Consider the following 21403-nt stretch of genomic DNA (forward strand, 5'->3'; position numbering starts at 1 on the left):
GGCATCAATGCGCGGCCACCCTGCCCCACTCCTGCTCGTAGGTGTGCACCAGCACCTGGTTCGAAAGGCGGTTCACCTCCGCCGGCACCCGGGCCATGTCCAGAGGGAAGTCGAACAGCAGCGGCAGCGTGGGCACCGACAGGAACCGCAGCCCCCCGGGCAGGCGCTCCGGCAGGCGCCACGGCCGCCGGCTCGCGATGACGAAACCCCATTCGCCGAAGCTCGGCACGTGCACGTGGTACGGCGCCGCGGCGAGGCCCACCGACTCGATGGTCTGCACCACGGTCCAGAAGCTCTGGCGCGCCACCAGCGGCGAGGTGGTCTGCACCACCGCATAGCCGCTCGCCGAGAGGCGCTGTTCCAGCAGGGCATAGAAGCTGTTCGTGTAGAGCTTGCCGATCGCGAAGTTGGTCGGGTCGGGAAAGTCCACCACGATCACGTCGAAAGTGGAGGAATCCCCTGGGCCCCCCTGCTGCAGCCACTGGAACGCATCGGTGTTGACGATGTGCACCCGCGGATCGTTGAGCGCCCCGGCATTGAGCCGCACCATCGCCGGATCGGTGCGGAAAAGCCGCGTCATGGCCGGATCGAGTTCCACCAGCGTGACCGATTCGACCGACGGGTACCTGAGGATCTCGCGCACCGCCATGCCGTCGCCGCCGCCCAGCACCGCCACGCGCTTCGGCGCCCCGTGCGCGGACATCGCCGGGTGCACCAGCGCCTCGTGGTAGCGGTATTCGTCGCGCTCGGCGAACTGCAGGTTGCCGTTCAGGAACAGCCGGTAGCCCGAACGGCCATGGGTGACCACGATGCGCTGGTAGGGCGAGGCGCTGGCGATGACGATGCGGTCCTGGTAGAAGCGGTCTTCCGCCAGCCGCGTGACGTGCTCGGCCCCGGCGAAGCCCGCCAGCAACGCCGCGAGCACGGCCGCGCAGGCCAGCGCGTGCGCCCGGACGCGACGCAGTTCGTGCCGGAACAGCCACAGCGCCCAGACCGCCACCACCGCGTTGAAGATGCCGAACAGCAGCCCCGTGCGCACCAGCCCCAGGTGCGGCACCAGCAGCAGCGGGAAGGCGAGCGACACCGCGAGCGCGCCGAGGTAGTCGAAGGTGAGCACCTGCGAGACCAGGTCCTTGAGTGCCACGTTGCGCTTGAGGATGCGCATCACCAGCGGTATCTCCAGCCCCACCAGCATGCCGACCAGCAGCACCATGCCGTAGAGCAGCAGCCGGAACGCGCCCGGCACGTAGGCATTGGCCAGGAAGAGCAGCGCGGGCAGTGCCCCGCCGACCACCGCCACCAGCAACTCGATCCGCAGGAAATGCGCGGGCAGCTGGCGCTCGAAATACCTCGACAGCCACGAGCCCACGCCCATCGCGAACAGGTAAGTGCCGATGATGGTGGAGAACTGCAGCACCGAATCGCCCAGCACATACGAGGCGAGCGCCCCCGCGACGAGTTCGTAGAGCAGGCCGCAGGCGGCCACCACGAACACGCTGGCGAGCAATGCGACATCCAGCGGGCGCGGGGCGGGCTGCGAAGGGGATGGAAGGGGGGCGGCGGCGGTCAAGCCCGCTATTTTGCGGGATGCGCGCCTCCATACCCTGCCGCCCCACCGGCCGCACAATGCACGCACACCGTCACGGGCGCCGGGCCCCTGCACGGCGCTCCAGGAGGGTTCGAATGCATTTCATCGTCATGGGCGCCGGGGCCATCGGCCTCTACGTGGGCGGACGCCTGGCCGCGGCCGGGGAGGCGGTGACCCTGGTGGGCCGCCCGCGCATCCTGGACGCGATCGCGCGGGACGGCCTGCGGGTGAGCGACCTGGATGGAGCCGACGCACACGTGCCCGCGCGCATGCTGCGGCTGGCCCCGTCGCCGGACGGCATGGAATGCCCCCGCGACGCCATCGTCCTGCTGTGCGTGAAGGGCGGCGCCACGGCGCAGGCGGCGCGCGCCCTCGGCGCCGCGTGCCCGCCCGGCACCCCCGTGGTGTCGCTGCAGAACGGCGTGGACAACGTGGCGCGCATCGCCGCCCATGCGCCAGCGCTACGGCCCATCGGGGCCATGGTGCCCTACAACGTGTTGCTGCGCGGCACGCACGTGCACCGTGCGACCACCGGGGACATCCACCTGCAGCGCGATCCGGCCGCCGCCGCGACGGCCGATGCCTTCAGGGCGGCAGGACTGGGCACCACGGTCGTGGAGGACATCCGCCCGGTGCAGTGGGGCAAGCTGCTGCTGAACCTCAACAACCCCGTGAATGCGCTCTCGGACCTGCCGCTGCGCGAGGAACTGCGGGACCGCGACTGCCGCACCGTGCTCGCCGCGCTGCAGGCCGAAGCGCTGCGCGCCATGGCGCGTGCCCGCATCCGCCCCGCGAAGGTCGCGCCCCTGCCGCCGGCGCTGCTGCCGCACGTGCTGCGGCTGCCCGACGCGCTTTTCACGCGGCTCGCGCGCCGCATGCTGCGCATCGACCCGGCGGCACGCTCTTCCATGTGGGACGACCTGGAGGCCGGGCGCCCCACCGAGATCGACGACCTCTGCGGCGCCGTCGTGCGCCTGGCCGCGGCGCACGGCCTGCGCGCGCCGTGCAACGAACGCATGTGCGCCCTGCTCGCCGGCCTGCGGCAGCGCCTCACGGGCGCGCAGATGCGCCAGGCACTCGGCCTCTGAAGCGGGTCAGAAAGCGTAATTCGCGCTCACGAGCAGCGAGCGCGGCGTGCCCGGCAGCGCGCTGGTGCCCGGACGCCAGTACTCCTTGTCGAACAGGTTGGAAACGGCCGCCGTCACGGTCCAGGGCGCGGCGCGCCAGCCGACGAGCGCGTCCCAGCGGCTGTAGCCCGCCATGCGCGACGTATTGGCGTCGTTCGCCCAGCGCGGGCCGGAATGGGTCACGCCGATTTCGCCGTACCACGGCCCTGAAGGCGCATAGCGCACGAACAGGCTGCCCGTGCGGCGCGCCACATCGCGCAGGTCCTTGCCCTCCAGGTCCCGGTTGGCCTTGTTTTCCACCACGGTGGCGTGCGTGATGCCCGCGCCCCCGCGCACGTACCAGCCGGCCGCCACGCGGCCCGATACGGTGAACTCCAGCCCGCGCGAGCGCTCCTGCCCGCGCACGGCCCAGACGTCGGGCTGGTTGGTCGCATCGGGCTGGTAGCGGATGTTGTAGTGGTCGATCTGGTAGGCAGAGAACTGCGTGGAAAGCGCACCCTGCAGCCAGTCGCTCTTGATGCCGGCCTCGAACTGGCGGGAATACTGGGGCTCGTCGTCCTGCGCGCCGCTGATGCCCAGCATGCCGCGTCCGCCGAATGGCGAAAAGCTCTTGCTGTAGGAGGCATAGACGCTGTGCTCCCGGCCGGGCTGCCACACCAGGCTCGCGCGCGGGCTCACGGAACTGCCGCTCGAATGCCGCCACGCACCGGTGATGCGGTTCAGGCTGTCGAAGTCATAGTCGTCATGGCGCGCACCCACCAGCAGCTTCCACTGCGGCGCGAGGCTGACGAGATCCTGCGCGTAGAGCGCCCTGGCGCGGGCCAGGTGCAGGTTGTGCTGCGTCGGTGCGCCCTGCGCGGGCCGCACGGCGTTGAACACCGGGTTGAACGGATCGACGAAGCCGTTGCTCGCCGCGGTGGAGAAAAGCCGCGGCTGGCGCTCCTCGTCGCTGTGCTCCACGCCCAACAGCAACTCGTGCGCCATGCCCGCCAGCTCGACGCGGCCGGTCAGGTCCACGGTATGGATGGTGGTCTTGTTGTTGGTCTGCTGCCAGGCGTAGCTCTGGCGCAGCAGGCCCGGGTTCGTGCAAGCGGCGCCCGTGGGCGTGCGGCCGAGGGTGTTGCAGTAGGTGCCCAGGAAGTAATGGTCGAAATCCTGCCGCGCCTCGCGCCGGCTGGCCACCCAGCGCACGCTCCACTGCGGATTGAAGTCGTAGCCCAGGTCCGAGCGCAGCACGCGCAGGCGGTCTTCCACGTAGTCGCCGGGCTGCGCGAAGCCCTGGCGCGGTGAGACCCCCGGTGGCAGCTGCTCGTAGGCCGGCCCGCGGTCCGGCACGCGCCAGACGTTGTCGTAGGTGTACTGGCCCGTCCAGCGCAGGCCCGTGCGCGTGTCCACGAGGATGCTGGGCGACACCATCTCATTTTTGTTGCGGATGCCGCTGCGGAAGCTGTGCGCCTGCTCGCGGTCGGCCGTGAGCCGCACGGCCACGTTCGGGCTCAGCACGCGGTTGATGTCCAGCGTGCCGCCCACGTTGTTCCACGAACCGCCACGCAGCGTGGCGCTGCTCCCGGCATCGAAACGTGCCTGCTTGCTCACCAGGTTGACTACGCCGCCGCCCGCCCCGCGGCCGTAGAGCACCGACGCGGGGCCCTTGAGGATCTCGATGCGCTCCACGTTCGCGGTGCTGCGGCGCACCTGGCCGCCCTCGCGCACCCCGTCGCGGTAGATGTCGCCCGAACTCACGTCGAAACCGCGGATCGTCAGGCCCTCGCCGCGCATGTCGTAGCTCGCGCTCACGCCCGGCTGGCCGTCGAGCATGGTGGCGAGGTCGTTGATGCCGTAGCTCTTGTACTTGTTCACCTCGACCGTGTCGATAGTCTGCGGAATGTCGCGCGGCGCGGTGTAGGTCTTGGTGGCCGTGGTCACGCCCTCTGGGCGTACATCGTCAGGGTCGAACTGCGCGCCGGAGACGTGGACAGTGGGCAGCGAGGCCTGCGCGGAGGCCTCCTCCGCAGGCACCTCGCCCTGCGCCCAGGCCGCTCCCGCCAGGCCCGCCCACAGCATCGCCGCGCGCAGCGGCGCGGAGCCGGACGGGGCAATGCCCTGCGGGGACGCCTTTGCCAGGAAAGCCTGCTGTACCGGCACGCCAGGGCGGGGCATGCGCCTGGCTCCGGAAAAGATGATTTTCACCATATCGCTCTCGAAAAGCCGGCCATGCCGATGGAGCTGCGGCCGCGTTACAAAACGCATCGAATTGTAATGAGAGTTATTAGCATTATTGATAATTCGCGTACGGATTGCACGGTTGTCAACTTGCTGCTGCGTTAACGTAAAATTTTGTATCAACTCCACATCAAAACCATACCAACACGACGCCGCCCGACCGAGCGGCTGCAGCTGGGAGATCCGATTTGCGCCCCCTTGTGCTGGCAGCCGCCATCGCTGCTTCGCCGGCCCTGGCTGCCTGCACCACGCCCTATGCCCGCAGGGCATGGCGGGCGGATACACCGACGAGAAGATCGATGAAACGCACTACCGCGTGAAGTTCGACGGCAACGGCAGCACGTCCGCCGACCGCGTCTGGAATTTCTGGCTGTACCGCTGCGCCGAACTCACCAAGGAAAAGGGATACACCCACACTTCACGGTGCGCAAGCCGGACGAGCCCCTGGCCGGCGGCGCGCCCATATTCATCCATACCCCTTGCGTCACCATCAGAACGTGGCACAACGATGCGGTCATTGCCCTGTACCGTGATCCCCTGCCCGAGGCCGTGATGGTGCTCGAGGCCCGGGTGGTGCTGGAGCAGCTCGGCCCCTGCATCCAGACCAACGGAAGAGACGCCGCGCCGGCCCGCGAGGAGCTGCTGCCCAAGGCGGCCTCCATGGTCCCGCACGGCTGGACCAGGCGGCCGAGGACGCCATGGCCACCTGCCGGTTCCTGCCGGCGCACGACTCCACCGGCTCGCCCATGCAGTCGTCCTACACCATGCGCTACGACTGGCGCCTGGAAGATGCCCCGCCCGCCCCCTGGGTGGAACTGAAAGCCCTCGGCGGCGCGGGCTTTCCCGCCACCGGCGACGTTGCGGCCATGGCCTTCGCTGGCGATAGCGTCGCATCGCCCGCGCAGCGCGCGAAAGTGCTGGCCATGGTGAAGGCCAAGGCCACGGAAATGGCGGATTGCCCGAGCATCGAGACAGCGGCCTCGCGCGCATCGTGCGCGACATCAGCGCCACGGCTGTAGCGGGCGGCCGCTCGATCGAGCTATGGACGTTGGCCCAGTGCGGCCGGACCATGCGATATGTCGTCCTCGTGGCGTTCCCGCTGGACGCCCCGGCCTTCTTCCATGCCGTGCCCCTCGCAGCGTCGGAACCCGATCCGGCCTGACAGCACCCGCTCCCGCAACTGGCATCTCGAGCCAGCGGACCACGGCGGGTTCACCCCCCGTGGATCGCCGCCGCCACGATGATGCTGATGCCCAGGCACATCGCCGCTACGACCATGGCCAGGGCCTTGTTCTGCTTCTCGACGATCTCGGCCCACAGGTCGTAGGGCGTGGCCTTGTCGATGATGATGAAGCTGATCCAGAACACCGCCACGCCGATCAGCGCGAACAGGATGGAGCCGAAGAACGCGGCGGGATGCAGCCAGTCGAGTGTCATGGTGAACTCCTTCATTGAACGCTGAGAAAATTGCCGCAACGCACCCGCGGCGCGTGGGCCGCAGGTGCCGGCTGCTATTTGTGCCCGCCGCCGCTGGACCAGCCTCCGTAGGAGCCGCTGGACGAGCGGTAGCTCGACGAGGTGCAGTTCTCCCGCGCGGGATCGCAGGAGGAACTGCAGCCCCGCGAGAAGAGCAGCAACAGGAGGATGAGCACGACGGCCACGATGATCACCGTGGCGCAGCCCACTCCCCCGAGGCTGCCGGCGCTCGCCAGGGGCGCCGCGTCGTCGCGCTTGAACAGGTCCTTGCGACCCTCGAGCTTGAACGCCTGGGCCACCAGGGCGCTGTCCACCAGGCTGCCCACCGACCACGTGATCTCGCGCGGGGTCTGCTCCATCGACAGCCGGCCCCGGCCACCCTTGCTGCTGTAGTCGCGGTTCTGCGTGACCTGCCCCCGCTCCACCGGCCAGTAGAACTCGCCCAGCGCGTAGGTGGTCTCTGCGCGGTACTGGTAGTCCAGCCGGTAGGGGTTCTGCAGGTAGGTGGCGGTCTGACCGTCGGCGGACAGCTTGGGCGCGCCCGTCGCGGGCCGCACCAGGCTCCAGCCGTCCGACGCGTCCACGAGGAAGGCGAACCCGCGCTGGCGGTGGTAGAGCAGATACTCGTCCCAGCCGAAACTTTCGTCGTCGTCCGGCTCCTGGCCCATCCGGTGCTGGAAACCCACCACCTGCCAGTCCACGCCCTCGAGCCGGCCGGTCGAGCCCAGCGGGATCAGCGGCTGCACCGGTTCGTCCTGCACCGCGTGGCGCAACTCGCCCCCGATGCCTCCCGAGATGTCGATGAGGCTCGCGCACGATGGGCAGGTCAGGCTCTTGGTGGTGCCGAACGCCACCGGCACCGGCGCGCCGCAATGCGGGCAGCTGAACTGGCGCGCCTTCTCGTCCTTCGCCGACTCCTCCCGCAGGCCCTGCATGCGCAAGTCTTCCAGCCGCACGGTGCGGCCGCGCTCCACCCGCGGGGGCGCCTGCGAATAGTCGATGGACAGCACCTCGCCCTGTTCGCTGCGCAGTTCCACCATCGGGAAAGGCTGGCCCAGCGGCGGCAGCCTGGGCAGCTCGCCCTGCGCGGACACCAGGTGCGTCTGCACGTTCGCCGCCACGCTGTAGGGCACGCCGTTGATCGCCGTGGTGGCGCCCACGCGGAAACGCTCCGGTGCGGGCAACTCCCGCCCCGGCTCGATGGGCCGCGTGAACACGTAGCCCCCGTTGTCCTCGCCCAGCGTGGCAGTGGTGCCATCCTCCAGGATCGCATTCCACTCGGTCCAGGTGCCCGTGTCGGCCTTGTACTGCAGCCGCCCGATCAGCGTGAACGGCTGCTCGCGCCCATCCAGCACGGCGCGGCCGCTCGCCATGAGCTGCAGCGGGCTGTGGTCGCCGAACACCTCCGCCATCTTGCCCACGCGGGACAGCACCTCCCCGCTGCGCACCACGGTGCTCTGGCAGTAGGGACAGACCGCGTGCGTGGACTGCGCGCTGCGGAATTCGACCGGCGCGCCGCAGCCCGGGCACGGCGCGCGGTAGTGGCGCTGGAGTTGGGGGTCGGCCATGTGGGAATCGGTGTTGTCGGCCACCCGCCGGCATCCTCGCCGGCAGGGCATGAAAGACTCCGCGGCGGCCGGAGGCATTGCCATCCGCCGCCCGCGGCGCCGCGGGTCACCCGCTCAGACCAGCTTCTTGAGCAGCTCCGCCTTCTTGGCGTCGAACTCTTCCTGCGTGAGGATGCCCTTGGCCTTGAGGTCGCCCAGCTTTTCCAGGGTGGCCATCACGTCCTCGGGCCGCACACCCGCCACGGGCACGGCGCCCGCAGCGGCAGGAGCCTGCGCACCGGCGCCCCCCTGCAGGCCCTGCTGCAGGTTCTGCGCCAGCACCTGTCCGAGCGCCACGCCCGCGCCCAGGCCCATCGCGTCGCCCGCGACGCCGCCCCCGTTGCCTGCGCCTTCCGCGAACTTCGGGATGGACTGCGCCGTCTGGTACTGCATGAACCTGCCCATGTCGTTGCCGACCATGCCCATGCCGATCTTCTGGTCGAGGATCTTCTGCAGCTCCTCGGGCAGCGACAGGTTCTGCACCGTCATCGCCTCCAGTTGCAGGCCGATCTTCGCGAACGCGGGCTGCAGCTCCTTCGCGAGTGCATCGGCGAACATGATCTGGTTGGCCGCAAGGTCGAGGAATGGCAGGCCGCTCGACGCGATCGCGTTGCTGATGTTCTGCAGCACCAGCCCGCGCAGCTGCCCGTCGAGCTCGCCCACCGTGTAGGCCCCGCGCGTGCCCGAGATTTCGGTATGGAACAGCTTCGGATCGGCCACGCGGTATGCGTAGTTGCCGAAGGCGCGCAGGCGCACCGCCCCGAAATCCTTGTCGCGGATGGTGATGGGCTGCGGCGTGCCCCACTTCTGGTCCACCTGCTGGCGCGTGCTGAAGAAGTACACGTCGCTCTTGAACGGGGACTCGAACAGCTTGTCCCAGTTCTTCAGGTAGGTGAGCACCGGCAGCGTCTGCGTGGTCAGCTTGTAGGTGCCGGGGCCGAACACGTCGGCCACCTTGCCTTCGTTGACGAACACCGCCATCTGCGACTCGCGCACCACCAGCGTGCCGCCGTTCTGGATTTCCAGATCGCGCATGGGAAAGCGCCACGCCAGCGTTCCGTCGTCGTCTTCCGTCCACTGGATGATGTCGATGAACTGCTTCTTGATGAAGTCCATGAGGGCCATGCGGTGCTCCGGCTGTGAAGAGGGAAGGAAGGAAAACGGACTGCGAACCCGTCCGTGCGGTGGCCGATCATAGCGGCGCCGGGCCGCGGCGCTATCGCCGGCTTCGAGAGGATCAATTGGCGCACGCCAATGAGAATGCCTAGCATTCACACATCCCCCGCGAACACCGATACGGAAAGTAAGAAGGAGAGCCGCCATGGACCGCATCCGCCACGCCACCCGCCAGAACCTGCCCACGCTCATGAAGACGGGCAGCTACTACCTCATCCACATCTGCGTCGCGGCCCTGGTGGCCTATGCGGTCACCGGCAACCTGATCGCCTCGCTCACGCTGAGCCTGCTGGAGCCCACCGTGCAGGCCGTGGCGTTCTTCTTCCATGAGAAGGCCTGGCAGCGCGCCAGTATGCGGCGCGCGGCAGCGGCTGCGGCTGCGGGCGCCGCCGTGGACACCGCTCGGCAGCCTGCTGCAGCGGGCGCCTGACCCAAAAAGAAGAGAGGCAAAGAAACGGAAGAAGCAGGAGAACTGCCATGCACCTCATCGTTCCGTACGACGCATCGGCGCATCCGCATCACGCCTACGCCACTGCGACGGCCACTGGTGCCACTGCCCCGCAGATCCGGTCGATGCCCTTCGCCCGCTGGCTGGTCGAGCGCCTCGCCGGCCTCGCCACGGGGCACTGAGCCCCGCCGCAGGATCGGTCAGGCGCGGGTATCGAGCAGAGACCCGAGCATGCGGTCCTCGGTCTTGACCGCCTGCAGATTGGCCGAGAAGGCGTAGGTGGCGGACATCTGGCCCACGACATCTTCCTCCAGCGACCCGCCCACCGCTGATGCCCGCCCGACGCGCGCCTCCACCCCGCCCTGATCCGGCACCGCGGCCTGCTCCACCGTCTGGCGGCGGAAACCCTCCGTGTTCACGTTGGCCACGTTGTGCGCCGACGTGTCCAACTGCAGCTGCGCGGCGCGCAGGCCGGACGAGGCGATGGAGGAAATGGAGGACATGATGGGGAGCCCCTGCAGGAATGGCGGTGTGCGGATTATGGGCGTCTGGATGGGAAATGCGATGTAATTCCGTACCCACGGACGGCTTTAGAAAATGGCAGCGCCGAGTGGACATGACCGCATGGCACATACTTCCGGGGCATGAGCTATAGAGGGGGACGATCATGAAAAATCCTTCCTTTGAACCAAGAAGCACAGGCATGCCACCCGTGCGGGAGGCCAGCTCCCGAGGGCATTCGGAGTAGCTCAGGTGCAAGAGCTGCCACCAAGCCTGGGGTCGACACGCCACCATCCACGTGGCCTCGTGGACGAGATCGCTGCCTCTGATCTCAAGTCGATACTGCATTCCAAACGGGCCAACCTTTATTACCTTGAACATTGCCGTGTTCTGGTCAATGGAGGCAGAGTCGAATATGTGACGGACACGGGCAAGCGCAGCCTGTACTGGAACATCCCCATCGCCAATACCACCAGCATCCTGCTGGGCACAGGCACCTCGATCACCCAGGGCGCCATGCGCGAACTGGCCAAGGCCGGCGTGCTGGTGGGCTTCTGCGGCGGTGGCGGCACGCCGCTGTTCTCGGCCAATGAAGTGGACGTGGAGGTGGCCTGGCTCACTCCGCAAAGCGAGTACCGCCCGACCGAATATCTGCAGGCCTGGGTGCGCTTCTGGTTCGACGACGCACTGCGCCTGCAAGCCGCCAGGCACTTGCAGGCCCTGCGAATGGAACGCCTGCTGGCCGAATGGAACACACGGGCACTTCGCGAAGCCGGCTTCGGCGTGGACCTTGCCCGGCTCCAGGCCTTGGTAGGGCAATTCAGCGCCCGGATCGGGCAGACCCCCGATGTCACCACACTGCTTACCGACGAAGCCCAACTGACCAAGGCGCTGTTCAGGCTAGCCGTGGAGGCCGTAGGCTATGGCGACTTCACCCGCGCCAAGCGCGGCACCGGCACAGATGCAGCCAACCGCTTCCTAGACCATGGCAACTACCTGGCTTACGGGCTGGGCGCCACCGCCACTTGGGTGCTGGGCCTGCCGCACGGCCTGGCCGTGTTGCACGGCAAGACGCGGCGCGGCGGGCTGGTGTTCGACGCTGCGGACCTGATCAAGGACGCATCCATCCTGCCCCAGGCCTTCCTGTCGGCCATGCGCGGCGACGACGAGCAGCAGTTCCGCCGCCAGTGCATCGAGGCTCTGACGCGCAGCGCATCGCTGGACTTCATTATCGATTCGCTCAAGCACATCGCCGTCAGCACCGCACATCTGGCGAGTGGGTCCGCCCCAGCACGGGAGCCCAGCGCATGAACGTGCTGTTTGTCGCGCAATGCACCAAGCGCGCACTGACCGAGACACGACGCATCCTGGACCAGTTCGCCGAGCGGCGCGGTGAACGCACCTGGCAGACGCCCATCACGCAGGAAGGTTTGACGACCGTGCGCCGCCTTCTGCGCAAGACAGCGCGCAAGAACACCGCTGTGGCCTGCCACTGGATCCGTGGCCGCGACCACAGCGAACTGCTCTGGGTGGTGGGCGATGCCAGCCAGTTCAACGACCAAGGCGCGGTGCCCACCAACACCACCGCCAGCAACGTGCTGCGTGCGGACGACGAGAACACCTGGCACCACCTGCCGCTGATCGCCGCCTTGGCCGCGCTGGCGTCTTTGCTGCACGACCTGGGCAAAGCCACTCAGGCCTTCCAGGACCGGCTGCACAACCCGGGCCTGCGCGAGCGCAATCATTACCGGCATGAGTGGGTGTCGGTGCGGCTGTTCCAGGCGTTCGTGGGACAAGACAGCGACTCCGGCTGGCTGCAGCGGCTGGCGAGCTGCGCGGAAGCAGGTGTGGACACCCGGGCCTTCGAAGCGCAGTGGCTGGATCCTGCTGACGGAAGGCTGCTGCGCGACGGACTGGACGAGCCGCAGGCATCGCGTCACCTGCCCTTCGCCCGCCTGCCCCGACTGGCCCAGGCCGCGGCTTGGCTGGTGTTCACCCACCATCGCATGCCCTGCCTGCCCGTTGGAAGAAAGCACGGCGGAGAAGGCGAAGATGCTGGCGAAACCAGGAGCATCCACCGCCGCTTCGGCGCACGCCCCAGCTTCCTGAACGCCAGCGCGCTGGAGAACGTGCTGGTCCACATCAATGCCGACTGGAACGAGCCGCGCGAACGCCCAGACCATGCTGCGGTGCAGGCCCACTGGCATTTCCCGCACGGGCTGCCCATCACCACCGCCTCGTGGCGCAAGCAGGCTTCCCGCTACGCCCGCAAGCTGCTGGAGCTGCCGCAGGCGTTCGGTGACCAGGCAAACGTGCTGCACGACCCGTTCGCCATGCACGTCGCGCGTCTGTGCCTGATGCTGGCCGACCACCACTACTCCAGCATCAGCGACGAAGCCCCGCGCGCGCCGTACTGCAACGCGGCGTATCCGCTTTACGCCAACACCCGGAACAGTCACTCTCAGAACGATAGCACAATACCCTTGCCGGGCAAGCTCAAGGGGCCGGTTTTCAATCAAACCCTGGACGAGCACCTGCTGGGCGTGCAGGCTCATGCCACGCTGGTGGCGTGGTCCCTGCCCAGCCTGGCGCGCAGCCTACCCGCGCTGAAGAACCACAAGCCCCTCAAAAAGCGCAGCGCCGATGCACGCTTCGCCTGGCAGGACAAAGCGGCCGAACTGGCCACCAGCCTGCACGCCCGCACGGCGCAGCAAGGCGCGTTCATTGTCAATATGGCCTCTACGGGCTGCGGAAAGACGCTGGGCAATGCCCGCGTCATGAATGCGCTGGCTGACCCGGCCACCGGCATGCGCTGTGCCTTCGCCATCGGGCTGCGTACGCTCACGCTGCAGACCGGGCGGAGCTTTCAAGACGATCTGGCGCTGGGTGAGGATCAACTCGCCATCCAGGTGGGGGGTGCCGCCAGCCGCACGTTGTTCGAATACTGGGAGCAACAGGCAGAGGCCACCGGCTCCGCCTCCAGTCAGGCGCTGCTGGACGAAGCGGGCACCGTGCTCTACGAAGGCAACGACCAGCATCCGCTACTGCAGCGCCTGACCAACGACGCCAAAGCCCGCGCGCTGATCGCCGCGCCGCTGCTGGTCTGCACCGTGGACAACCTCACCCCCGCGACCGAAAGCCTGCGCGGCGGCCGACAGATCGCCCCCATGCTGCGCCTGATGACGGGCGATCTGGTGCTGGACGAGCCCGACGACTTCGATATGGCCGATCTCCCCGCGCTCACTCGGCTGGTGCATTGGGCGGGCCTGTTGGGTAGCCGCGTGCTGCTGTCATCGGCCACGCTGCCGCCTGCGCTGGTGGAAGGGCTGTTTCTGGCCTACCGCGCTGGACGCGCCGTGTACCAGCAGCACCGTGGCGAACGGCCCGGCGAGCCCGTGAACGCCTGCTGCCTCTGGATTGATGAGTTCCATCAGACAACGCAGGACTGCGCGGACGGCCCGGCCTTCCGCGAAGCGCACGCACAGTACACGCGAAAACGTATCGGCAAACTCCAGAATGCCGAGGTGCGGCGGCTGGCCCACATCGCTTCATTGCCTGAGAGCTGGCATAGCCTGAATGAGGCCGAACGCCGTAAAGACTTCGCCCGTTTGGTGCTGGAGCAAGCCTGGCAGTTGCATCAGCGCCCCCACAACCACACCCAAGACGTTGTCAGCGGCAAGCGCGTGAGCTTGGGCCTTATCCGCATGGCCAACATCGTGCCGCTGTACGACGTGGCGCTGGCGATGCATGCGTCAGATGCCCTGCCATCGGCGCTGCAGGGCACAGTGCGCATCCACCTATGCGTGTACCACTCGCAATTCCCTCTGCTGTTGCGGTCGGCCATCGAACAGCAGCTCGATACCCTGCTCAACCGCCGTGGCGCAAGAGACGGCCTCGACCCCGCCCTGCAGCGCCCGGCCATGCGCGCACGGATAAGTGCGCACCCGGAGCCCCACCACATATTCATCGTCTTGGGCTCGCCAGTGACGGAGGTGGGCCGAGACCACGACTACGACTGGGCCGTGGTCGAGCCATCTTCCATGCGTTCGCTCATACAACTCGCCGGGCGGGTGCGCCGGCACCGTCAGGGAGACGTGACCGGGGTCAACATGGCAGTGCTGGACAGCAATCTGCGGCATTACGAGCATCCCAGCCAGGCGGCATTCTGCAAACCAGGCTTCGAGACGGCACATCCCCCCTTCCAGTTGAAATCGCACGGGCTGCATGACCTGTTGCCGCAAGCGATGCGTGGCCACGCGCCATGGGCCGTGGATGCACGCCCACGCATTGCCGTGGAGTCCACAAAGCTGTTTCCCAACCGCCAGCTCGTGGATCTGGAACATGCCCGCATGCACGCCAGCCTGCTGCCACGGCCCCCGGATGCGCCGCTTTTCATCCATTCGGCCCATCTGCACTGGCACCACCCCGGCCATCTCTGGCTCACCGGCCTGCTGCCCCAGTTCCAGCGCTTTCGCTACGACCCACAGAGCCGCGACGATACGGTCCTGTTGCCCGACGAGGAAGAGGCAACGCTGCGTCTGTACCGTGTGCAGGACGGAGGCCGGCGTGGAGAAAAGGTCTATATGCCTGTGCACGAAAGCCTCTGCCTTCCGGTTCCAGATGCGTACGTGGCATCTCCCAGCGTGTCTCTGTGGCTTCAGATCGATCTGATGAGCGAGCTGCGGGCTCTGGCGAAAGCACAAGGCCGGCCACTGCAGGAATGTGCTGAACGCTACACCACCGCCAGCCTGCCCCGCACCGACAACGGCTGGCTGTTCCATCCCGCACTGGGCTTCACGGTCCGGCGGCAGTGAGCCTCAGGCCGCATGCCACTGCAAGGGATGCACGGCCTTCACAGCGGTTTGCAGCGATTCATCCAGCTCGGCCCTGCGCAGGTCATAGGCTGTCTGCAGGTTCAGCCACGATTGCGCATCGCCCCCGAAAAAACGGCTCAGGCGCAACGCGGTATCGGCCGTGATGCCCCGGCGCTCCAGCACGATGTCGTTGATGCGCGAGGCCGGCACATGCAGTTGGCGGGCCAGCGCGTTGGCGCTCATCTCCATGGGCTTGAGATAGTCCTCGCGCAAGACCTCGCCAGGGTGCACGGGACGCATGCCGTTCTTGAACATATCCGTTCCTTCCTTCATTCCATTGATGCGAAGACATACCCCGTGGTTCAGTGGTAGTCAACGATCTCCACGTTCGCCACCCCTTTTTCGGTCCAGACGAAACACACGCGCCACTGGTCATTGATGCGGATGCTGTGCTGACCTTCGCGATCTCCCCTCAGCAGTTCCAGCCGATTGCCGGGAGGACTGCGGAGGAAGTCCAGGGTCTGCGCTGCATCCAGCTGTGCCAGTTTGCGCTCCGCCACGCTCTGGATATTCGCAAAGCGCCGGGTCTTGCCACTGGTGAACAGCCGCTGGGTTTCCTGGCACTTGAATGAGGTGATAGCCATGGGGATGAAGCAATTTTATATCGTTTACCGATATCCGGTAAGCTGCCTTTACGGCAGTTGGTGCCACGCACATCATTTTCTGAACTGCTTTTTCAGCAGCTACGCATATCATGGCAGGAAAGGAGGAGCGATGATATCGACAGACCCCAGCAAGACTTTGTGGCCTTCAGTGATTTCGGCTTTTATTCACGAACGCCTGAGAGCCCGGCTCGATAAATTGGCGGACGACGATCCCCGCAGGCCAGAGGTGCTGGCGCAGCACGTCCCTGGCACATGGCTGGCTGATGCGGCGTGGCGTGTGGCCCAGATCCAGGCCGTCACCCACTCCCTCAAACCCATCCACCCGGACGCGCGGGGCACCAACCTCTATGTAGCGCCCTCCGCCCTGCCTGTGCTGGCTGAACTCGGCAGCCACGCCCTGGTCGGTCACTTTGCCACTGACGTGGTGGGCAATGCCGCCGCCCTGGATGTTTACAAGCTGCTCAAGCTGGAAGTAAACGGACGCAGCCTGCTCACCGCCCTGCTGGCGCAGGATGCAGATGCCCTCACTGCGCTGCATCCGGATGCAGCTCGGGCACGAGCACTGCGTGATGCGTTCGTTTCACTGACGCAACCACGTTCCGAAGTGCCCAGCAGCCATACGCTGGCCAAGCAGGTGTACTGGCTGGCGGGCAGCGATGCCTGCGACGATGCCAGCTACACACTGCTGGCCCCGCTGTACGCAACATCGCTGGCCCATGCGGTGCATGCCCAGGTGCAGGAGGCTCGCTTCGGCGAAGCGAACAAGGCCGCCCGCCAGGCCCGACGCGATCGCAAGGCACACGACGGCGTGTTTCACGACTATCCCGGGCTGGCTGTGCAGAACATGGGGGGGACCAAGCCCCAGAACATCAGCCAATTGAACAGCGAGCGCCGGGGTATGAATTACCTGCTCTCGTCTCTACCGCCGCAGTGGCAGGCCAGCGCAGTGCGGCTGCCGGTGCATGCCGCGTCGGTGTTCGACCGGCTGTTCTTGTCGCGTCCCGAGGTGCGCCGTACCGTGCGCGCGCTGCGGGTGTTCCTGGAGACAGGCCCGGACGCCAACCGGGCTACACGCGAGCGCCGCGAGTCCATGGTGGACATGCTGTTGGGCGAACTGGTCGCGTTGGCTGCCGAGTTGCAGCAGTTGCTGCCGCCGGGGTGGACCTGCGATGACGCGCGTTTTCAGGATCTGCATCGCAGCGAGCAGCTGTGGCTGGACCCGCTGCGCGCCGAGCGCCCCGATGAAACCGACTTCGCGCACGAATGGCTGCGGATGGACTGGCCCGCCGCCATCGGCCTTCGCTTCGCCAACTGGCTGAACGCCCAACTTCGCGACAAGCTGCTGGTGGGCGATACGGAAGCCCGCGCATGGCAAAAGGAACTGCTGACCGATGAGGATGGTTTCCAGCATCAATTGCGCGCGCTGCGGCAGCGGCTGGATCGCTCAGCTACGGAGGTCTCGCCATGACACACCCCCAGGCCATCCTCGTTCTGCCCCACCTGCGCATTCAGAACGCCAACGCCATCGCTAGCCCGCTTACGCACGGCTTCCCCTCCATCACTGCCTTCACCGGTCTGATGTGGGCGCTGGAACGCAAGCTCGCCCAAGCAGGCCTGCCGCTGCGGCTGCAGGGTGTGGGGGTGGTATGCCACCACCACCAGGAGCAGGTCACGCAAGGCTATGTGGGCAGCTTCAACCTCACGCGCAACCCAGTGGACAAAGACGGCAGCACCGCAGCCATCGTGGAAGAAGGCCGGATGCACCTGCAGATCACCCTGGTGCTGGCCGTATCGGAAAAGCGCATGCCCGGCATGCAGGCGGCTCTGGTGCAGGCCAACCAGGCGCAGCTCGATGGCTGGGCCACGCAGGCAGGCCACATCCTGGCGGGTATGCGTGTCGCAGGAGGCAGCGTACTGCCTTCGCGGCCTGTACCGGGCAGGCGGGTGCGGCCCTGGATGGCCATCGTGCCCGAAGAGCCTGCCGCTGCGGCAATGGCATTCCGCGGATGGAGCCGGCAGTGGCTGCCCGGCTTTGCCTTGGTGGGCCGCGATGACCTGCTGGCCGCACGCCTGCAGCATCTGCGTACCACGCAACCCGATGCCACGCTGCTGGATGCCTGGCTGCATGCATCCCGATTCAACCACCAGCCCCTTTCCAACATGGAGGGCACTGATGCGCCCAATGACAAGGTGCGCTGGGGCGACCCATTGCGCTCCCAGGGCAGCGGCTGGGTGGTCCCCGTCCCCGTGGGTTATGCCGCGCTCACGTCCGGAGCGCATGCCCCTGGCACGGTGCGTAATGCACGGGATACCGCCGTGCCTCTGCGGTTCGTGGAATCGGTCTATTCGCTTGGCGAGTGGATCGGACCACACCGCCTGACGGGTCTGCATCAGTTGCTGTGGCATGTCGAAACTGACGAGACCCGGGGCCTGTACCGCTGCCGCAATGGCTATCGGCCGCAATCCGCGAACGACGACACCTCCGCGAATGTCGGCAATCCCACAGGCACGCTGGACGTATGGGATGACACAGAAGCCTACGACTACACCTGAGCCGCTCCCCTCGTCCGCATTCAACGCTCAACGAATTTTGAAAGATACACACCATGACCGAAAAACTTTCCACCGCCTCCGTCCTGGCCTTCGAACGCAAGCTGGATCCATCCGACGCCGCTTTCCACGCCGGGCAATGGGACGACCGCGCCCAGTCGCATAGCTGGCCGTCCGTGGCCATTCGGGAAAAGTCCGTGCGCGGCACCATCAGCAACCGGCTCAAGGCCAAGGACCAGGACCCGGCCAAGCTGGATGCGCAAATCGAAAACCCCAATCTGCAGACCGTGGACGTAGCGGCCCTGCCCGCCGGGGCCGACACGCTCAAGGTGCAGTTCACGCTGCGCGTACTGGGCGGCACAGGTACGCCATCGGCCTGCAACAGCGCGGCCTATCTCTCCAAGCTGAAGGCTACGGTGCAAGGCTACGTGCAGCAGCACGGCTTTGGTGAACTGGCTCGGCGCTACGCCGCCAATCTCGCCAACGGTCGCTTTCTGTGGCGCAACCGGGTCGGCGCGGAGCGTGTGGAAGTCATCGTGGAGCAGATGCAGAACGGCCAAGCCGTGCAGACATGGTGTTTTGATGCTCTGGCCCTGCCTATGCGCTCCCTGGGCACGCCTGACGGGACGGAGGCCGAGGGTTCGAACGCACTGGGCCAGGCCATTGCGACCGGTCTGGCAGGATCGGCCCATGTACTGCTGCGAGTGACGGCCTTCGCTCGCCAGGGCGCAGGGCAGGAGGTATTTCCTTCGCAGGAGCTGATCCTGGACAAGGCCAGCGCAGGCAAGAGCAAGACGCTCTACCAGGTGGACGGCGTGGCCGCCATCCATTCGCAAAAGGTCGGCAACGCCATCCGCACCATCGACACGTGGTACGAAGGCGCCGACGAACTCGGCCCCATCGCGGTGGAGCCGTACGGCTCCGTCACCACCCAAGGCAAGGCCTACCGGCAGCCCAAGCAGAAGCTAGACTTCTACACCCTGCTGGACCACTGGATGCTGAAAGACCAAGTGCCTCCCGTAGAGCAGCAGCACTTTGTGATGGCCGTCCTCATCCGCGGCGGTGTCTTCGGCGACGCCAGCTGATCCGCGACGTGCCATGACCACACACTACATCGATATCACGTTGCTGCCCGATCCGGAGTTCAGTCCGTCGCATCTGCGCAGTGCTTTGTTTTCCAAACTGCACCGGGCCCTGGCGCACCGGGCGGCAGGCGACATCGGGGTGAGTTTTCCCGGCCTGAGCCTGCAGGGAAGGCACTTGGGCGACACGCTGAGACTCCACGGCACCGAGCCCGCCTTGCTAGAGCTGCACACACAGCCCTGGTTGCAAGGTATGCGCGACCATGTCCTTGCGGGCAATGCCATTCCGGTACCTGCGGACGTGCGGCACCGGGTGGTGCGCCGCGTGCAGGCGCAGAGCAATCCGGCACGCCTGCGCCGCCGGCAAATGCGTCGGCACGGCTACGACGAAGCCGAAGCGCTGCGGCGCATTCCGGACAGCGCCGCGCAGCACCTGCACCTGCCTTACCTACACCTGCAAAGCAGCAGCACCGGACAATCGTTCCGGTTATTCGTGGAGCATGGCCCGTTGCAGGCTGAGCCCCGGATGGGCTACTTCAGCGCCTATGGACTGAGCACCACGGCCACCGTGCCCTGGTTTTGACCCTTTTTTGGACGCTGCCCCTGGCGCCTTAAAAATCAATGACTTGCACGCGTCCGGCGCGGAAGGGTCAACGCGCCAGGAACCGCAGTTTCTCTTTGTGGGTCAATAGGATAGGACGTTTTATCGCCAGTTCACTGCCGCATAGGCAGCTCAGAAAGCGTGCGCGTGCTGTGCGCGCCCAGGTCCGCATGTTCACTGCCGCATAGGCAGCTCAGAAATTGCGTGCCACAACCATGGCGTTCGAAAACACGTTCACTGCCGCATAGGCAGCTCAGAAAAGTCGGCAATCTCGTAGCCGCGCAGGTGGCCCGTTCACTGCCGCATAGGCAGCTCAGAAAAGCAGAAGCGCCGTTGATCGCTCAGCTCGACGGTTCACTGCCGCATAGGCAGCTCAGAAAAATACGACCGGGCTCTCCGCCAGTGCCCCACGCGTTCACTGCCGCATAGGCAGCTCAGAAATTGATGATCGGCTTGTGGTTGGTGGGCATGTAGGTTCACTGCCGCATAGGCAGCTCAGAAAGTCGCCGGCCTCCAGCACGATGGAGCGTTCCGTGTTCACTGCCGCATAGGCAGCTCAGAAACAGCATGAGCGCTGACACCACCCCGGGCCTGGGTTCACTGCCGCATAGGCAGCTCAGAAATGTCCGATGTCTTCTTCGATGACGCCGAGATGGTTCACTGCCGCATAGGCAGCTCAGAAAAGGACGCACTCTTTCGCGAACTCCATCACGGTGTTCACTGCCGCATAGGCAGCTCAGAAACACGAGAACGGGCAGTTGCCCTATCCCTCCGCGTTCACTGCCGCATAGGCAGCTCAGAAATTGATGGGGAGCCGCCAAAGGGTGCCACCAAGGTTCACTGCCGCATAGGCAGCTCAGAAATTTCGTTCGACCCGTTTGAAGGCGACTTCGGCGTTCACTGCCGCATAGGCAGCTCAGAAAAGCCGCCACCCATCGGGCACAGCGGGCGCTGCTGTCAACGCCGATTTAAATCTGACCCACTTTCCGTCGGATCGCCGAAGTAAACCTGACCCACCCGGGGTCTTCTTCCTCGCGCTGCTCGGCTGCGCAGGGCGAAGCCCGTAGCAGCCGAGCAGCGCGGCGCCGGTCATGCCGCTGCCGTCGCCCTCCTGGCCGTCTGCCCGGCCTTGCGTTTGTCCTTCAGTCGGTAGCTCTCGCCGCTGATCTGCACGATGTGGGCGTGGTGCAGCAGCCTCGCCCGCGCACGCCACGAACTTGACGTAGCTCGCACGGCTGTAGCCCAGGGTTGCGACCATCGCCAACAGCGGATCGCGGCCCCGTCGCACGTAGGTGAAGTCGGCCTGCATCTGCTGGCCCGGCGGCGTCTCGAAGCGCACCAGCGGCTCGGGCTCGGACTTCTTGAGCGGGGCGAGGAATGCCTTGAGCTGGCTGATGCCACCGGCATACCCTCGTGCCCGGATCTCGCGCAGCAGCACGGTAGCCGGGATCCAGCGCGGATGGGCCTGCGCGACGCGTTCGCGCAGATAGGACTGGTAGGCGTCGAGCTTGCAGGCCCTCGGCTCGCGCGGTCAGTAGCGCTGCG

Annotated in this window: 19 protein-coding genes, 2 pseudogenes and 1 CRISPR repeat array; of the genes and pseudogenes, 11 read left to right on the forward strand and 10 right to left on the reverse strand. The window is 66.5% G+C overall.

Features of this window, described 5'->3' with window-relative positions; translation table 11 throughout:
• Positions 1-4 precede the first annotated feature (4 nt).
• Positions 5-1570 (reverse strand): polyamine aminopropyltransferase, encoded by a 1566-nt coding sequence (locus BLR05_RS22810; RefSeq protein WP_092839356.1) that lies wholly within the window; start codon positions 1568-1570, stop codon positions 5-7.
• Positions 1571-1683: 113 nt separating this feature from the next.
• On the opposite strand from BLR05_RS22810, the gene BLR05_RS22815 reads away from it, so the two are divergent.
• Positions 1684-2676, forward strand: coding sequence for a 2-dehydropantoate 2-reductase (locus tag BLR05_RS22815; protein WP_092839359.1), 993 nt, complete (start codon positions 1684-1686; stop codon positions 2674-2676).
• 6 nt (positions 2677-2682) lie between these two features.
• Here BLR05_RS22815 and BLR05_RS22820 read toward each other — a convergent pair whose 3' ends face one another.
• Positions 2683-4779, reverse strand: a complete 2097-nt coding sequence (locus BLR05_RS22820) for a TonB-dependent receptor (protein WP_092839405.1) — start codon at positions 4777-4779, stop codon at positions 2683-2685.
• Between the two features lie 427 nt (positions 4780-5206).
• Here BLR05_RS22820 and BLR05_RS27795 point away from each other — a divergent pair, with 427 nt between their 5' ends.
• Positions 5207-5491 carry a CC0125/CC1285 family lipoprotein gene (locus BLR05_RS27795; RefSeq protein ID WP_417629439.1) on the forward strand — a complete coding sequence of 95 codons (285 nt, stop codon included), beginning with the start codon at positions 5207-5209 and terminating at the stop codon, positions 5489-5491.
• Positions 5492-5636: 145 nt separating this feature from the next.
• Positions 5637-5957, forward strand: a complete 321-nt coding sequence (locus BLR05_RS22830) for a hypothetical protein (protein WP_092839365.1) — start codon at positions 5637-5639, stop codon at positions 5955-5957.
• A 193-nt stretch (positions 5958-6150) separates the two neighbouring features.
• On the opposite strand, the gene BLR05_RS22835 is transcribed toward BLR05_RS22830, so the two are convergent.
• The 3 genes from BLR05_RS22835 to BLR05_RS22845 all read right to left on the reverse strand — a co-directional run bounded on the left by BLR05_RS22835 (position 6151) and on the right by BLR05_RS22845 (position 9146).
• Positions 6151-6375: a DUF350 domain-containing protein gene (locus tag BLR05_RS22835; RefSeq protein WP_011797736.1), complete on the reverse strand. Its 225-nt coding sequence runs from the start codon at positions 6373-6375 to the stop codon at positions 6151-6153.
• A gap of 74 nt (positions 6376-6449) precedes the next feature.
• The gene (locus BLR05_RS22840; RefSeq protein WP_092839408.1) at positions 6450-7982 is read right to left on the reverse strand and encodes a DUF4178 domain-containing protein; all 1533 of its coding nucleotides are present in this window, start codon (positions 7980-7982) and stop codon (positions 6450-6452) included.
• A 114-nt stretch (positions 7983-8096) separates the two neighbouring features.
• Entirely contained in the window at positions 8097-9146 is a 1050-nt protein-coding gene (locus BLR05_RS22845; protein WP_092839368.1) for an SPFH domain-containing protein, read from the reverse strand.
• Positions 9147-9342: 196 nt separating this feature from the next.
• Here BLR05_RS22845 and BLR05_RS22850 point away from each other — a divergent pair, with 196 nt between their 5' ends.
• Both BLR05_RS22850 and BLR05_RS26685 read left to right on the forward strand, forming a co-directional pair.
• Positions 9343-9627 carry a DUF2061 domain-containing protein gene (locus BLR05_RS22850; RefSeq protein WP_092839371.1) on the forward strand — a complete coding sequence of 95 codons (285 nt, stop codon included), beginning with the start codon at positions 9343-9345 and terminating at the stop codon, positions 9625-9627.
• A 47-nt stretch (positions 9628-9674) separates the two neighbouring features.
• Positions 9675-9827, forward strand: coding sequence for a hypothetical protein (locus BLR05_RS26685; RefSeq protein ID WP_167361330.1), 153 nt, complete (start codon positions 9675-9677; stop codon positions 9825-9827).
• Between the two features lie 18 nt (positions 9828-9845).
• On the opposite strand, the gene BLR05_RS22855 is transcribed toward BLR05_RS26685, so the two are convergent.
• Positions 9846-10148: a flagellar basal body protein gene (locus BLR05_RS22855; protein WP_092839374.1), complete on the reverse strand. Its 303-nt coding sequence runs from the start codon at positions 10146-10148 to the stop codon at positions 9846-9848.
• 304 nt (positions 10149-10452) lie between these two features.
• Here BLR05_RS22855 and cas1f point away from each other — a divergent pair, with 304 nt between their 5' ends.
• The gene (cas1f, locus tag BLR05_RS22860; RefSeq protein ID WP_092839377.1) at positions 10453-11457 is read left to right on the forward strand and encodes a type I-F CRISPR-associated endonuclease Cas1f; all 1005 of its coding nucleotides are present in this window, start codon (positions 10453-10455) and stop codon (positions 11455-11457) included.
• Positions 11454-14960 carry a type I-F CRISPR-associated helicase Cas3f gene (cas3f, locus tag BLR05_RS22865; protein WP_092839380.1) on the forward strand — a complete coding sequence of 1169 codons (3507 nt, stop codon included), beginning with the start codon at positions 11454-11456 and terminating at the stop codon, positions 14958-14960. The genes cas1f and cas3f overlap by 4 nt, the downstream gene beginning before the upstream one ends.
• Positions 14961-14963: 3 nt before the next feature.
• Here cas3f and BLR05_RS22870 read toward each other — a convergent pair whose 3' ends face one another.
• Together BLR05_RS22870 and BLR05_RS22875 are read right to left on the reverse strand one after the other, a co-directional pair.
• On the reverse strand, positions 14964-15275 hold the full coding sequence (locus tag BLR05_RS22870) for a HigA family addiction module antitoxin (RefSeq protein WP_092839411.1): 312 nt from the start codon (positions 15273-15275) through the stop codon (positions 14964-14966).
• A 47-nt stretch (positions 15276-15322) separates the two neighbouring features.
• Positions 15323-15604 carry a type II toxin-antitoxin system RelE/ParE family toxin gene (locus tag BLR05_RS22875; protein ID WP_092839383.1) on the reverse strand — a complete coding sequence of 94 codons (282 nt, stop codon included), beginning with the start codon at positions 15602-15604 and terminating at the stop codon, positions 15323-15325.
• Between BLR05_RS22875 and csy1 the strand changes: the two genes are divergently transcribed.
• From csy1 to cas6f, 4 genes are read left to right on the forward strand one after another with little or no spacing between them, the layout of a single operon-like run.
• The gene (gene csy1 / locus BLR05_RS22880) at positions 15603-17093 is read left to right on the forward strand and encodes a type I-F CRISPR-associated protein Csy1 (RefSeq protein ID WP_353615688.1); all 1491 of its coding nucleotides are present in this window, start codon (positions 15603-15605) and stop codon (positions 17091-17093) included. The two genes, BLR05_RS22875 and csy1, sit on opposite strands and share 2 nt — an antisense overlap.
• On the forward strand, positions 17090-18178 hold the full coding sequence (csy2, locus tag BLR05_RS22885; protein ID WP_092839388.1) for a type I-F CRISPR-associated protein Csy2: 1089 nt from the start codon (positions 17090-17092) through the stop codon (positions 18176-18178). Before csy1 ends, csy2 begins: the two co-directional genes overlap by 4 nt.
• Positions 18179-18231: 53 nt before the next feature.
• Positions 18232-19260 carry a type I-F CRISPR-associated protein Csy3 gene (gene csy3 / locus BLR05_RS22890; protein WP_092839391.1) on the forward strand — a complete coding sequence of 343 codons (1029 nt, stop codon included), beginning with the start codon at positions 18232-18234 and terminating at the stop codon, positions 19258-19260.
• 13 nt (positions 19261-19273) lie between these two features.
• Positions 19274-19840 (forward strand): type I-F CRISPR-associated endoribonuclease Cas6/Csy4, encoded by a 567-nt coding sequence (gene cas6f / locus BLR05_RS22895; RefSeq protein ID WP_092839394.1) that lies wholly within the window; start codon positions 19274-19276, stop codon positions 19838-19840.
• Between the two features lie 129 nt (positions 19841-19969).
• Positions 19970-20781: a CRISPR direct-repeat array (repeat unit 28 nt; unit sequence GTTCACTGCCGCATAGGCAGCTCAGAAA).
• Between the two features lie 166 nt (positions 20782-20947).
• Here the strand turns inward: cas6f and BLR05_RS26165 are convergent.
• Positions 20948-21055 (reverse strand): annotated as a pseudogene (locus BLR05_RS26165) (ATP-binding protein); the annotation flags it as partial.
• Positions 21056-21065: 10 nt separating this feature from the next.
• A pseudogene (locus BLR05_RS22900) lies at positions 21066-21386 on the reverse strand (IS21 family transposase); the annotation flags it as partial.
• Positions 21387-21403 lie beyond the last annotated feature (17 nt).

This window comes from Paracidovorax cattleyae (assembly GCF_900104515.1).
GTDB classification, from domain to species: Bacteria; Pseudomonadota; Gammaproteobacteria; order Burkholderiales; family Burkholderiaceae_C; genus Paracidovorax; species Paracidovorax cattleyae.

Excerpts from the sequence above, each read along its gene's own strand:
- BLR05_RS22815 (WP_092839359.1), top strand. The coding sequence starts at position 1,684 with ATGCATTTCATCGTCATGGGCGCCGGGGCCATCGGCCTCTACGTGGGC.
- BLR05_RS22820 (WP_092839405.1), bottom strand. The coding sequence starts at position 4,779 with ATGCTGTGGGCGGGCCTGGCGGGAGCGGCCTGGGCGCAGGGCGAGGTG.
- BLR05_RS27795 (WP_417629439.1), top strand. The coding sequence starts at position 5,207 with ATGGCGGGCGGATACACCGACGAGAAGATCGATGAAACGCACTACCGC.
- BLR05_RS22830 (WP_092839365.1), top strand. The coding sequence starts at position 5,637 with ATGGCCACCTGCCGGTTCCTGCCGGCGCACGACTCCACCGGCTCGCCC.
- BLR05_RS22835 (WP_011797736.1), bottom strand. The coding sequence starts at position 6,375 with ATGACACTCGACTGGCTGCATCCCGCCGCGTTCTTCGGCTCCATCCTG.
- BLR05_RS22840 (WP_092839408.1), bottom strand. The coding sequence starts at position 7,982 with ATGGCCGACCCCCAACTCCAGCGCCACTACCGCGCGCCGTGCCCGGGC.
- BLR05_RS22845 (WP_092839368.1), bottom strand. The coding sequence starts at position 9,146 with ATGGCCCTCATGGACTTCATCAAGAAGCAGTTCATCGACATCATCCAG.
- BLR05_RS22850 (WP_092839371.1), top strand. The coding sequence starts at position 9,343 with ATGGACCGCATCCGCCACGCCACCCGCCAGAACCTGCCCACGCTCATG.
- BLR05_RS26685 (WP_167361330.1), top strand. The coding sequence starts at position 9,675 with ATGCACCTCATCGTTCCGTACGACGCATCGGCGCATCCGCATCACGCC.
- BLR05_RS22855 (WP_092839374.1), bottom strand. The coding sequence starts at position 10,148 with ATGTCCTCCATTTCCTCCATCGCCTCGTCCGGCCTGCGCGCCGCGCAG.
- cas3f (WP_092839380.1), top strand. The coding sequence starts at position 11,454 with ATGAACGTGCTGTTTGTCGCGCAATGCACCAAGCGCGCACTGACCGAG.
- BLR05_RS22870 (WP_092839411.1), bottom strand. The coding sequence starts at position 15,275 with ATGTTCAAGAACGGCATGCGTCCCGTGCACCCTGGCGAGGTCTTGCGC.
- csy1 (WP_353615688.1), top strand. The coding sequence starts at position 15,603 with ATGGGGATGAAGCAATTTTATATCGTTTACCGATATCCGGTAAGCTGC.
- BLR05_RS22875 (WP_092839383.1), bottom strand. The coding sequence starts at position 15,604 with ATGGCTATCACCTCATTCAAGTGCCAGGAAACCCAGCGGCTGTTCACC.
- csy2 (WP_092839388.1), top strand. The coding sequence starts at position 17,090 with ATGACACACCCCCAGGCCATCCTCGTTCTGCCCCACCTGCGCATTCAG.
- csy3 (WP_092839391.1), top strand. The coding sequence starts at position 18,232 with ATGACCGAAAAACTTTCCACCGCCTCCGTCCTGGCCTTCGAACGCAAG.
- cas6f (WP_092839394.1), top strand. The coding sequence starts at position 19,274 with ATGACCACACACTACATCGATATCACGTTGCTGCCCGATCCGGAGTTC.